Origin of the sequence: Mucilaginibacter sp. Mucisp86, from assembly GCF_047324315.1 — a bacterium.
Lineage (GTDB): Bacteria > Bacteroidota > Bacteroidia > Sphingobacteriales > Sphingobacteriaceae > Mucilaginibacter.
This window is the reverse complement of record NZ_CP168503.1, coordinates 4,251,055-4,264,778: the sequence shown is the minus strand read 5'-3', so window position 1 is coordinate 4,264,778 and position 13,724 is coordinate 4,251,055. Positions and strand designations below refer to the sequence as shown.

The following is a 13,724-nucleotide window of genomic DNA, read 5'->3' as shown; positions in this document are numbered from 1 at the left end:
CAAAAGTGGAATGTATTTTTATTTAGGGCGATAGGATGTCGATACATCTTAAATTTTCGTCAGCAGAAAAGTTTCGGGCGAAAACAGGGAGAACAATGATGGCCATGTGTGAAGGAAAGGGCATTAGCGAATTTTGCTGCAAAGGATTGTGCGGGCGGGCAAAATTCAGCAGCCGTGGTTCTACCTGTTTTGCAGCACGGGCATTGTGCGGCAAAGAAACCTATCTGCTGACTTGATTTTTTGGTTACTTTTGTATCAAGACAAAAGTAACAGCCCTCCCGCGGCAATTGAGCGGGCCAATGTTCTTTGTTTACAACATCAGCTTATTATTTTCTACTAAATAAAAAATGCTCCAACCGCTTAATCTGCCACCCTACCCTTTCAAAATAAGCGACGACAACGGCACCCTGACCCTTTTTGACGAGATCCGTAAGAAAACCATCATCATTACACCCGAAGAATGGGTACGCCAGCATTTTGTGCAATACCTTATCAAACAAAAAAACTACCCCCGCTCACTGATCAAACTGGAAGGCGGCCTTAAACTTAATACCCTGCAAAAACGCACCGACATTGTTGTGTTTAATCCTGATGGGCAACGTATTTTAATGGTAGAGTGTAAAGCTCCTTCAGTAACTATCGATCAAAAAACATTTGATCAGATAGCCCGGTATAATATGGTGCATAAGGTATCTCTGCTGGCGGTAAGCAACGGGCTACAGCATTATTACTGCGCTATTGACCACGAAAAATGTACTTACCAGTTTATTGAAGAGTTGCCTGCGTACGTTAAGGGTGTCTGAATCAGAATTTACAGAATTTTAGGATTAGCAGAATAATTATCTGAACAGGAATTTGGGGAGGTTCTTAGGATCTGGTTGTTAGTCGATAGACGACTGGCACGAATTCCCCTTTTCGCCAGATACAAAGTTTCTGAGGCGACCACATATGCCCGGCATTCTGTTAATTCTTAAATTCTGTAAATTCTGATTCAGATTATAAAATGTTATGATAACAGTTATCAATTCCCTATTTTGGGCACTCGTAACCTCATCAATTATAACATTACCTTATGAATGCCTATCTCAAATCAAAAGCGCTGCTTTTGGCCGCAGTTTTATACACCTGCACCGCCTTTGCCCAGGAAGCCAAACTCCCTACTCAATGGACAAATACCGCCATGCAGGCCGAAATACCGCTATCTGAATACCCCCGTCCTCAACTGCAGCGTAATGACTGGCTGTGCTTAAACGGCAAATGGGATTACCAGGGCGGCAAAAATGCACCCAACGCGCTAAACCCCGAAGCACCTGCATCATTTGAGGGCAAGGCAGATAAGATCCTGGTACCTTATTGTCCCGAATCGGTACTTTCGGGTATACAGCGCCGGCAGGAAATCAATATGTGGTACCGCCGCAGTTTTGAAATTCCGGCAAAGTGGCAAAACAAACAGGTTATTGTTCACTTTGGTGCGGTTGATCATGATGCCACCGTTTTTGTTAACGGGAAGAAAGCCGGTTCGCATTCGGGTGGCTACGATTCTTTCAGCTTTAATATTACCTCCTATCTCACAGCGGGCAGCAACACCATTGTTGTTGCCGCTCATGACCCCAATGATGGTAAAACTCCATCGGGTAAAAACGGTCCTCGTGGCGACTATACCTTTTCGTCGGGCATATGGCAAACAGTTTGGCTGGAACCGGTCAACAAATCCTATATCAAAAATATCCGGTTATTGCCAGATGTGGAAGGTAAACGTTTAAAAGTATTAGTTAATACTGAAAGCGCAGGCAAGGTTAAGGCTGTTGCATTGAACAATGGCAAAGTGATTTCGCAGGTTGACGCAACCGGAGGATCATATTTTTATCTGCCAATGGATAACCCGGTTTTATGGACACCGAATTTTCCGTTTCTGTATGATCTCAAACTTACCTTATACAATGCTGATGGCACGGAGGCCGACGAGGTTAAAAGCTATTTCGGCATGCGTGATATTAAGCTGGGGAAAATTAACGGCGTAATCCGTCCGCTTATAAACGGCAAATTCATCATGCAGCTGGGCCTGCTTGACCAGGGTTACTGGCCCGACGGTGTTTTAACGGCCCCTACCGAAGAAGCACTTAAATTTGATATAGAATACACCAAAAAAGCGGGTTATAATCTGATCCGCAAACACATGAAAACCGAGCCCCAACGTTTTTATTACTGGGCCGATAAAATGGGCTTACTGGTTTGGCAGGATATGCCCGCCATATGGTATCAAAACGAAGACACTACCAAAAACCGAAAAGTTTACCGCCAGGAGTTAAAAGCCATCATTGACGATCATTATAACTCGCCATCCATCATTACCTGGGTGCCTTTTAATGAAAACTGGGGTGCCTTTGATGTAAAAAACATCACCAACTGGGTTAAACAATATGACCCGTCGCGATTGGTTAATGGTAATTCGGGCTTTAACAATAACCCCAGCTACCAAAAACCTTATGGCGACCCTGGCAATGGCGATTATGTGGATACGCACATTTATGTTGGTCCATATGGCGCCTCTGTTCCGGATGGCCGCCGGGCCGCCTCCCTGGGCGAGTTTGGCGGCGTAGGCCTGTTTGTGCGCGGCCATATGTGGCCGGTACACAATAATGCTTATGATTACGAACCAACCAAATCCAGGCTTACCGACCGTTATATCTTTTTGCTCGACGAGGTAGAGCAACTGATGAAATATAAAGGCTTGAGCGTTGCCATATACACCCAAACCACCGACGTTGAACACGAAGTAAACGGCGTTTTAACCTACGATAGGGCCGTTGAAAAAATGGAGATTGAAAGAGTCAGGGAAGTAAACCAGGCGGTGATTAAAGAGGGGGATAAGTTGAATAAATAGAAAACATTCTAAACTCCCGGAGATTTTATAATTCCCTCCCTTGGGAGGGGTGCGGCGGGATGCGTATTGGCAGGGAGGGGTTTATGCGTCGTTAAAGCAGATAAGCCTGCTGTTGAAACCCCTCCCTACACCCTCCCAAGTGAGGGAATCGCACAATCCCACGCTTTTTTTTATCTTCCGAACACCTATGGTGACAACACCAACAATAGCGTAGTTTTTAAAGCCCTCCCTTCCGGGGAGGGTTTGGGTGAGGCTCACATCACCTTTTTCAAAGCATAATTATTTAGCTTTTCCAACAAGTCATCAGGTTTAAATGGCTTGGATACGTAATCATTCATACCGGCCTCATAAACCTGCTCTTTGATATCAAAAAGAGCGGAAGCAGTAAGTGCGATAATAGGCACACCAGATTTTTTAGGATCGGCCATTTTACGGATCTCTTTAGATGCATCAAAGCCGTTCATAACCGGCATCTGGAGGTCCATTAATATAATATCAAAATTGCCGTATTGCATAAACTCAACTACCCGCTCACCGTTTTCGGCAATGGTTGGGTTTATACTCCACTTGCTCAGCAGTTTCTTCATCAGCATTACGTTCACCATGTTATCTTCAGCAATAAGTACCCGTAAGCAGGAAAGTGGATTTACTTCGGATTGCTTTGCTTCAGGGGTAACGGCTGCTTCGGGCAATACCTCTGTCGATACCGGGAATTCCATATGAAATGAAAATTCAGATCCGTGCCCCATGGTACTGTTAACGGTTATCTGCAAATCCTGCAGCTCAAGTAAACGCTTAACTATAGCCAGGCCGAGCCCTGTGCCACCGTACTCGCGGGTAGTAGCTAATGACTCCTGCGTAAATGGCTCAAATATATCTTCGAGGTTTTCTTTTTCGATACCGATACCGGTATCCCTTACCGAGAAATTTACAGTGACGGTATTATGCCTGTCTTCCACGCAAGTAACCCTCACCCATATGTTTCCCTGCGGAGTAAACTTTATGGCATTACTAATCAGGTTAAAAATGATCTGGGTTATGCGGGTGGGATCGCCAAAAAGTACTTTATTTTTCAATGAGCTATCAACGTCGAGCTTAAACAACAAGCCTTTTTCTTCGGCTTTCAGTATTTGGCCACCGCAAATATTATTCATCAGTTCAACAAGGTTAAAGCGGATGTTTTCAAATACCACCTTTCCCGATTCGATTTTACTGAAATCAAGCACATCATTAACAATGGCCAGCAGGTTGTTTGCCGAGAATTTAAGCACTTCGAGATTTTCCCGCTGATCGGGCCGCGGACTGCTCATCATCAGCAAATTACTCATCCCTATAACCGCGTTTAACGGCGTACGGATCTCATGCGACATGGTTGACAAAAACTCCGATTTAATCTGGGCCGACTTTTCTGCCTTTTCAATAGCCGTTTCCATCTGATTGTAAAGCCGGGCCTGCTCCTTGCTGCTATCCTTAAGATGTTTGATGTTTTTTAAGAAAGCAGTATAAAAATGGCTATGAATAAAAATGAGCAATATAAAATTGGCAAACACGCTAATGATAATAGTAGACTGGTCAATTTTATTAGGTTTGATACCGATAACGTACCCGCTGTTATATTCAATAATCATAAATACCAGCACCGGTATGGTGTTTAACAGCGAATACATAAGCCCCCATCGCTGACCAAGCATATAATAGCTAAATGCAATAACAATAATAATTACCTGCACGGTAATGATGTTTACTGTTTGCATAGAGGCATAAACCAGGCTTAAGTTAACAAGGGTACCCACAATGAGCAAGGCATGCGCTGTGCCGCGCCAGTCTGGCCGCCAGGTTAAATATTTAAACAATACCACTACCGACCCCATCAAAAACAGGGTGGTATAAGCAAGCATCTTTTGGTTTTGAAAATAAACGCTTAGGTAAAGCGCACCGAGGGCAACAAAAATAAGGAATAACCCATAATACAACAAACGGATCCGGGCCTGGTCAAGGAACGATTGCTCCTTCGACAAAATCTTATAGATTGATAAGTTAAAAAAACTTACTTTTTTACTCATATTCAGAACTTAACGTTGGCCCTGCAATTTGACAAGCTACCTTACAGCAATCAAAATACTGTAGGGTAGCTTGTTACGCAAAGCCGGTAAGTTCTGCAATTAGCAAGCCAAAGCTGCCAGGTTTTCGTCAATGATGGCTAACTTGGCTTCGGCATCGGCCTTTTTCTTTTGTTCAACCTCAATAATTTCGGGTTTTGCATTGGCCATAAACCTTTCGTTACCCAATTTCGCGTTAACCGATTTCAGGAAACCTAACAGATATTCCTGTTCTTTTTTCAATCGGGCGCACTCGGCAACCGGGTCAATTTCTTCGCTGAAAGGAATATAAAATTCATCAGTTGAAGCTAAGAAATTAATAGCTCCTTCAACTTTATCGGCTACGGTTTCAAACTTACTGATGTTGGCAAGCCTCGCAATAATGGCCTCGTATTGGCCGTAATTAATGCCCGAATTTGATTTGGCAAATAATTCAAGCGGCTCCTTGTCCGAAATTTGTTTTGTTTTGCGGGTATTCCTGATAGAAGTAACAACATCTTTTACTATCTCAACCTCAACCAGTAAGCGTGAATTTATTTCCCCAATAGCGGGTAATTGCGCTACAATACAGCAGTCTGATTCAGTACGTTCGCCAAACAGCTCATCATGCCATAATTCTTCTGTAAGGAAAGGCATAAAAGGGTGCAATACCTTTAAAATATTTTCAAAAAATTGAATAGTAGCCGTATAAGTAGCCTTATCAATAGGATGCTGATAAGCCGGCTTGATCATTTCAAGATACCATGCACAAAAATCGTCCCACACCAGCTTATAAGTATCCATTAAAGCCTCTGATAAACGGTATTGGGCAAAGTTGGCTTCAATTTCAGTCAAGGCCTGGTTAAACCTGTTGCCAAACCATTCAATGGCTACGGCGTTAGGGTTGGCAAGGCTTTCATCAACCTCCCAGCCTTTTACCAGCTTAAAGGCATTCCATACTTTGTTTGCAAAGCCGCTGCCCTGTTTGCAATAGCTTTCATCAAACATTAAGTCGTTTCCGGCAGGCGAGCATAACAACATGCCCACACGTACACCATCGGCACCATAGCTCTCGATCAGATCCAACGGATCAGGCGAGTTACCTAATGATTTTGACATCTTACGACCTTGTTTATCCCTTACTATACCAGTAAGATATACGTTCCGGAACGGCACTTCGCCCCTAAACTCATGCCCGGCCATAATCATCCTCGCCACCCAGAAAAATAAAATTTCAGGCGCCGTAACCAGGTCATTGGTTGGGTAGTAATAATTGATATCGGCATTGTTAGGGTCTTTAAAACCATCAAATACTGAAATTGGCCACAGCCAGGACGAAAACCAGGTATCAACAACGTCTTCGTCCTGGGTAAGATCTTCAGATTTGAGATCTGAGATTTGAGATTTGAGATTTTTCGCTTCTTCAAAAGCCTCTTCCCTGTTCTTTGCAATCACAAATTCGCCGTTTGGCAGGTACCATGCCGGAATCTGCTGTCCCCACCATAGCTGGCGGCTGATGTTCCAGTCCCTTACATTCTCCATCCAGTGGCGGTAAGTGTTCACAAACTTTTCGGGTATCAGTTTGATCTCGCCATTCAGTACATAATCCAAAGCAGGTTTGGCCATTTCGCCCATCTTGCAAAACCATTGCATAGATAGTTTTGGCTCAATAACCGCATTGGTACGTTCACTGAAACCAACCTGCGATTTATATTCTTCAACTTTTTCCAGTACGCCGGCTTCTTCCAACAGCACTGCTATCTTTTTACGGGCAGCAAAACGGTCTTCGCCAACCAATATCTGCGCTTTTTCGTTCAGCGTGCCGTCGTCATTCAGGATATCAATAACCGGCAGGTTATGACGCTGGCCCAGTTCGTAGTCATTCAAATCGTGCGCAGGGGTAACCTTCAAACAGCCGGTACCAAAATCCATGGTTACGTAGTTATCCAGTATCACCGGGATCTCGCGGTCAATAAGCGGGATGTAAACCTTTTTACCATGCAGGTGCAGGTAACGCTCATCATTAGGGTTGATACAGATAGCTGCATCGGCCATAATGGTTTCCGGTCGGGTAGTGGCGATGGTTAAGAAGTCCGAAAGTCCGGAAGTCCGTGAGTCCGAAAGTAAAGAGCCAGCATCGGAGAAATCTTTCTGACTTTCCGACTTCCCGACTTCCGGACTTTCGGACTTAACAGCATAACGGATATAATAAAGCTTCTGATTAACTTCCTTACGGATAACTTCTTCGTCGCTTACTGCAGTTTTACCCTGCGGGTCCCAGTTGATCATACGGATGCCGCGATAGATCAGCCCTTTTTTATACAGGTGGATAAAGGTATCGATAACCGCTTCAGACAGGTTCTCGTCCATAGTAAATTTGGTACGGTCCCAGTCGCATGATGCACCAAGTTTTTTAAGCTGTTCCAGGATAATGCCGCCGTATTTTTCTTTCCATTCCCAGGCGTAGGTTAAAAACTCTTCGCGGGTAAGGTCTTTTTTGCTGATGCCGCGCTCTTTAAGCATGGCAACAACTTTGGCTTCAGTGGCAATACTGGCGTGGTCGGTACCGGGAACCCAGCAGGCATTTTTGCCTTTCATACGGGCGCGGCGAATCAGCACATCCTGTATGGTATTGTTAAGCATGTGTCCCATGTGCAAAACCCCGGTAACGTTTGGTGGCGGAATGACTATTGTATAAGGCTCGCGCTCATCAGGCACCGACTTAAAAAAGCCGTGCTGTAACCAGTAACTGTACCATTTTTCTTCGGTTTCCTTTGGGATATATGTTTTAGCAATACTCATAACGCGCAAAAATACGATACTTAGCGGTTCATAGCCAAAGGTTGAGGGATTTTTTTCGTTGGTTCATAGTTGATAGATCATAGTTCATAGCCATAGATAAGAGCGCGGGCCGCATTAGGGATGGTAGCGGATACCGGCCTGTGGCTAATGCCTTGTGCAGTATGAGCGTACAGCCCGGGCCGCAGGCAATGCCCATATTCTGAACCGGGATTTGGGTGGATTTTTCGGGTAGGAAGGATTTTTCTTTTTGTCCGAACCTGAATTTGTTGAATTAAAGAATTAACAGAATGCTAAGTAGATTCGAAAAATTCCTTAATTCGTTTAATTCGAGTTCAGACAACGGCGTTGCCTGCGGCCCGGGCTGTACGTTGCAAGTCCTCGCCTTTCCTGCCCGCAATCCCTCCACGCGCTGTGGGCTTTCTACTACCATCCCTAACGCAAATTGTACTTCTGTAAAATCATTATCTCCACAACTGTAACCTATAATCTACACACCAATCAACTATAACCTATGTGATCCATGAACTATGATCTATCAACTATGAACACTCCCCAGTACCCCACCAACCAAATCTACTCCCACAATATTTTTACAATTAACCAGTTATTATATATGTAACATTCAAATTGTCATGAAAACAATACCCTTGCATCGTTTCTGGCTTGATATTTTGAAAAAAACAAAGCTCGACGCCATTATCAACTGGTTCAATCACTAACGGCCTGTCCCCGGCCTTTTTTGCTTAATACCCGTTATTTATTAACTTTAATTTTTAAGTATTGACATGAAATTAAAGTTTAACTATTTATTGCTGGCTGCAGGTCTTGGTATGTCGGTAAATGTTTTCGCTGCAGAAGGCCCCAAACCCGTAAAGCCAAAGCATAAAACTGCTGTTCCACCTAAAAAGTTTATTGATCCCGCCAACATGGACCTGAGCGTAAAGCCCGGCGACGATTTTTTTGAATATGCCAACGGCGGCTGGTTAAAACAAAATGGCATCCCCGCCAAAGAAACCCGCTGGGGCAGCTTCCACATTCTCCGTCAGGAAAATACAGATAAATTAATAGGGCTGCTGAACGAAGTAAGCCAGATCTCGGCTTCACAACCAAAAGGTAGCCTGAAACAACGTGTTGGCGACCTGTATGCCAGCGGTATGGACAGCCTTACTATCGAAAAACGTGGTTACGATCCCCTCAAAGCCGATCTGCAGCGCATTAGCCGGTTAAAAACCCTTGATGATTTTATTAACGAACTGGTTTACGAACGTGTTAATGGACTAAACTCCCCTATTTTCAGGTTTGGAGTTGATCAGGACGAAAAGAATGTAAACAAATACATCGTAAGCCTTGGCCAGGGTGGTATTAGCCTGCCCGACAGGGATTATTACCTCAAAAATGATCCGCGTTCAAAAAAGGCCCAGGAGGCTTTGAAAAAGTTCGCTATAACCTTGTTCACCCTTACCGGAAGCAGCCCCGATGAGGCAGCCAAAAACGCCGCGATAGTTTACGACCTGGAATATACATGGGCCAAAGCACAACTTAGCCGTGTAGCCATGCGCGATCCGCATGTTACCTATAACAAGTTCCTGGTGGCCGATTTTGAAAAGCAGACCCCTCACTTAAAGTGGTCAAAAATACTACCGGCCCTTAATGCCGGCGGACAGGACAGCATCCTGGTTGGTCAGCCATCATTTTTCAGGGCTACCGACTCATTATTCTCAAATACTCCGGTTGCTAAATTGCGGGTATACCTGCAGTGGAGTATGTTAAAAGGAGGAGCTCCTGGATTAAGTTCTGACTTTGTTAACGCAAACTTTGCCTACAGCAGTGTGCTGAGCGGTCAGAAAGTACAGACACCGCGCACTGAGCGCATGAGTGCCCTTGTTGACGGTAACATTGGCGAATTACTGGGCCAGCTTTTTGTTGAAAAATACTTTACACCTGCCGCTAAACAATACATGGTTGATTTGGTAAATAACCTTAAAGAAACCCTCGGCGACAGGATTAAACGCCTTGACTGGATGAGCCCCGAAACCAAGGAACGCGCGCTTAAAAAACTTAATGCCTTTACGGTAAAGATTGGCTATCCCGACCATTGGGAAAAATACGATGGCCTGGTGATTAACCGCGACGATTACTTTGGCAACCTGCGTGCGCTGAATAAATGGCGTTATAATTTTAATGTAAGCCGTTTAGGCAAACCGGTTGATAAAACCCGCTGGGGAATGACGCCGCCAACCGTTAACGCATATTACAACCCAACCAACAACGAAATTGTGTTCCCGGCCGGCATTCTGCAGTTCCCGTTCTTTGATTTCAATGCCGATGATGCTGTTAATTACGGTGGTATTGGCGCCGTGATTGGTCACGAAATGACCCACGGTTTTGACGACTCGGGCCGCCAGTATGATGCCGATGGTACCCTGCGCGACTGGTGGACCAAGGAAGATGCCGATAAATTCAAGTCGCGTGCCGACCAGGTGGTTAAACAATATGATGCTTTTACAGTTCTTGATTCCCTGCATGTAAACGGCAAACTTACCCTTGGCGAAAATCTTGCCGACCTTGGCGGTTTGAACATAGCTTACGAAGCATTCAGCAAATCCAAACAGGGCCAGTCGGCTAATACTATTGATGGTTTTACGCCCGATCAGCGTTTCTTTTTATCATGGGCACAGGTATGGCGTGCATCGCAAACTCCCGAGTCGGCAGCGCAAAGGATCCTGACAGATCCGCACTCGCCCGAGCAGTTCCGCACCAATGCGCCGATAACCAATATCAATGCCTGGTACAAAGCGTTTGACGTAAAACCCGGCGATAAAATGTATAAAAAACCGGAAGACCGAACTAAGATCTGGTAAATCAGATTTTGTTTTTAGAGAAAATGAGGCTGTATAATAAATCAGCCTCATTTTTATTTTTAAATACTTAAGCGATATATAGTTTCCATTTAATTAACTTTATTAACAAAATGGGGGTTAACAGGGTTAACACAATTTAGTGCTAATTTTTACTTAAACTATTAGCAATAAGACAGTTAAGTGTTTTTTAGGCTAAAAAAGTGTTAACCCCCTTTTTGTATAATATTATCGGCTAAATTTCAATTCATAGATAGCACAACACCATGAATGGTTAATTTGATTTATGATACGACCTCGTTTTGTTTTATAAAATATTGGCATAAATCCTCCCCGTTTATGGCTCAAAAACGCCCGTATTGCTTTGCAATTTCGTAGTAGCTTTATCATATCAACCTTTAAAACAAATGAAAACAATATTTGATAAAGAAACCCGCGATAGCCTTATAACCCGAATCAATTCAATTACCGAAAACAGCCAGCCGCAATGGGGTAAAATGAACGTTTATCAAATGCTGAAACATTGTACGCTTTCCGAAGAAATGTATTTAGGCATAACAGTCTATAAACGCTCGTTCATCGGCCGCCTGTTTGGTAAGGTGGCCTTGAAAGGAATGCTGAAGGATGATAGCCCCGTAGCAAAAAATAGCCCTACTGTTCCGCAATGTAAAGTAACTGAAGCAGGAGGCGATGTAGAAGCTCAGAAAAAACGATGGATTGAACTGGTTGAGGAATATGGCAAGACTTCAAAAACCGACTTTGAGCATACTTTTTTCGGAAAAATGACAAGGGAGCAGATGGGGCGATTGGCCTATAAGCATGTTGACCATCATTTGAGGCAGTTTAGTAATTAAGCGTGGAGAGATACTATAATAAACTTCACACATTTACACAAAAAGGATCAATATTTACACCACTCAAACATTGCACAAATAAAACATATTGCCTAAGCATTATCTTTGCAGGCAAAATATGATCATTCAGCAATTTTACGATAAAGGCCTGGCACATGGTTCATATGCCGTGATCCGCACAGGCAAAATGATAGTTATTGACCCGGCCCGTAACCCGCAGCCTTATTATGATTTTGCGGCCCAACATGATGCCGATATTGTGGGCGTTATTGAAACCCACCCGCATGCCGATTTCGTGAGCTCGCATCTTGAAATTCATGAAACAACCGGTGCTGTTATTTACTGCAGTAAACTTACCGGTGCAGCATACCCACACGAAACCTTTGACGACGGCGACGTCATCGAACTTAACGATATCAAACTAAAGGCTATCAACACTCCCGGCCACTCGCCTGATTCTATCTGTATTTTGCTGGTAGATGAAGAAGGCCGCGAAACAGCCATCTTTACCGGCGATACCCTGTTTGTTGGCGATGTAGGCAGACCGGATTTACGTGAAAACGTGGGCAACATTACTGCAAAAAAAGAAGAGCTTGCCCGCCAGATGTACCAAAGCACCCGGCAAAAAATCATGACACTGCCTAAAAACGTGGTGGTTTACCCCGCGCACGGTCCCGGCTCGTTATGCGGTAAGAGCATGAGCCCTGACCTGGAAAGCACCATTGGCCGCGAACTGCGCGAAAACTACGCCCTGCAACTGATGGATGAACTGGAGTTTGTTAAAACGCTCACCACCGATCAGCCTTTCATGCCCAAATACTTTGGCCGCGATGTGGAGCTGAATAAAAACGGCGTTTCGGGTTTTGAGGATAGCATTGCCACCGTACCGCACATTGATGCAGCCAGCACATTGGAAAAAGGCATTTTAATTGTCGACAGTCGTCCCAAAGCACAATTCAGAAGCGGCCACCTGCATGGTGCCATTAACCTGCAGGATGGTGAAAAATTTGAAACCTGGCTTGGTTCCATTATCGGTCCCGATGAGCCGTTTTACCTGTTTGCCGAAAATGATGAAAAGCTTGATATCCTAATAAAAAAAGCAGCAAAAATTGGTTACGAGCAAAATATTAAAGCTGCGTTGTTAGCTCCTGTAAACGCCGGTGAAGTATCTCCGGATCTTGATTTGGATGCGTTCAAAGCAAATGAAGGCGATTACACTATAGTTGATGTACGTAACCACGGCGAAGTTGCCGCAGGTAAGGTATTCAAAAATGCCATCAGCATTCCACTGCCTGAACTACGTGAACGTGTTGGCGAGATCCCTTCGGATAAACCAATCGTGGTACATTGCGCGGCAGGTTACCGCTCGGCAGCCGGCGTGAGCATCGTTTCATCTGCTATTACAACCGTACCTGTTTACGATCTGGGCGAAGTTGTAACGGAGATGATGAAGGAAGTGCATGGTTAATAGTTCATAGATGATAGTTAATGGCCGATAAGGCCGTGGAAACTTCCATCCATCAACCATGAACTAAAAGTATACCAGTCAAAACCATGAACTATCATCCATGAACCATGAACTAACCATAGTTACCACTGCCGACGGCTCAAACACCATTTACAATGCCGAAGTGGGCGAACATTACCACTCCCGCCATGGGGCGCTACAGGAAAGCCTGCACGTATTTGTTAAATCGGGCCTGCAATATTTCCTGGAACGGAATGAAACTAAGGAGGTAAGTATTCTTGAAGTGGGTTTCGGCACCGGGCTTAATTTTTTGTTAACTGCCGATGCCTGCAACCATAAGCAAGTAAAACTTAATTATGCCGGTATTGAGGCCTACCCGATAAATGCCGAAATGATGTTGCAAACGGGTTATCAGCAATATATTCCGGAGTTATTATGGCAGCAATTCAATGGCAATTATGCAATTGCCCTAACCGGCAAAGTTGAGATCAACCCAATTACCAAACTACATATTGCCCACCGCAAGCTTTTAGATTTTAAAACAGACGAACAGTTTGACATCATCTATTTTGATGCCTTTGCCGCCATTCATCAACCCGAAATGTGGAACGAGGATGCCATTGGCCATACCGTTAGCTTTTTAAAACCGGGCGGTGTATTTGTTACCTATGCCATTACCGGCAACCTGAAACGCATGTTAAAAAGCATGGGCTTTAAAGTTGAAAAAGCACCCGGAGCACCAGGCAAGCGCGAAATGCTCAGGGCGGTAAAGCTTTAGTA

8 protein-coding genes are annotated in these 13,724 nt (G+C 44.3%); 6 read left to right on the top strand and 2 right to left on the bottom strand.

Annotated features, from left to right (window positions below; all coding sequences use genetic code 11):
• The first annotated feature begins 347 nt into the window (after window positions 1–347).
• The gene (locus ACEN9X_RS18100; protein WP_413666449.1) at window positions 348–803 is read left to right on the top strand and encodes a type I restriction enzyme HsdR N-terminal domain-containing protein; all 456 of its coding nucleotides are present in this window, start codon (window positions 348–350) and stop codon (window positions 801–803) included.
• Between the two features lie 269 nt (window positions 804–1,072).
• The gene (locus ACEN9X_RS18095; RefSeq protein WP_413666448.1) at window positions 1,073–2,884 is read left to right on the top strand and encodes a glycoside hydrolase family 2 protein; all 1,812 of its coding nucleotides are present in this window, start codon (window positions 1,073–1,075) and stop codon (window positions 2,882–2,884) included.
• 254 nt (window positions 2,885–3,138) lie between these two features.
• Here the strand turns inward: ACEN9X_RS18095 and ACEN9X_RS18090 are convergent, their stop codons facing one another.
• Window positions 3,139–4,947, bottom strand: coding sequence for an ATP-binding protein (locus ACEN9X_RS18090; protein ID WP_413666447.1), 1,809 nt, complete (start codon window positions 4,945–4,947; stop codon window positions 3,139–3,141).
• Between the two features lie 99 nt (window positions 4,948–5,046).
• A complete protein-coding gene (locus ACEN9X_RS18085; protein ID WP_413666446.1) occupies window positions 5,047–7,764 on the bottom strand; it encodes a valine--tRNA ligase in 2,718 nt (905 codons plus the stop codon).
• Between the two features lie 785 nt (window positions 7,765–8,549).
• On the opposite strand from ACEN9X_RS18085, the gene ACEN9X_RS18080 reads away from it, so the two are divergent.
• The 4 genes from ACEN9X_RS18080 to mnmD all read left to right on the top strand — a co-directional run bounded on the left by ACEN9X_RS18080 (window position 8,550) and on the right by mnmD (window position 13,722).
• Window positions 8,550–10,625 (top strand): M13 family metallopeptidase, encoded by a 2,076-nt coding sequence (locus ACEN9X_RS18080; RefSeq protein WP_413666445.1) that lies wholly within the window; start codon window positions 8,550–8,552, stop codon window positions 10,623–10,625.
• A gap of 404 nt (window positions 10,626–11,029) precedes the next feature.
• Window positions 11,030–11,476 carry a DUF1569 domain-containing protein gene (locus ACEN9X_RS18075; RefSeq protein WP_413666444.1) on the top strand — a complete coding sequence of 149 codons (447 nt, stop codon included), beginning with the start codon at window positions 11,030–11,032 and terminating at the stop codon, window positions 11,474–11,476.
• A gap of 118 nt (window positions 11,477–11,594) precedes the next feature.
• On the top strand, window positions 11,595–12,944 hold the full coding sequence (locus tag ACEN9X_RS18070) for a rhodanese-like domain-containing protein (RefSeq protein ID WP_413666443.1): 1,350 nt from the start codon (window positions 11,595–11,597) through the stop codon (window positions 12,942–12,944).
• A 100-nt stretch (window positions 12,945–13,044) separates the two neighbouring features.
• A complete protein-coding gene (mnmD, locus tag ACEN9X_RS18065; protein ID WP_413666442.1) occupies window positions 13,045–13,722 on the top strand; it encodes a tRNA (5-methylaminomethyl-2-thiouridine)(34)-methyltransferase MnmD in 678 nt (225 codons plus the stop codon).
• Window positions 13,723–13,724 lie beyond the last annotated feature (2 nt).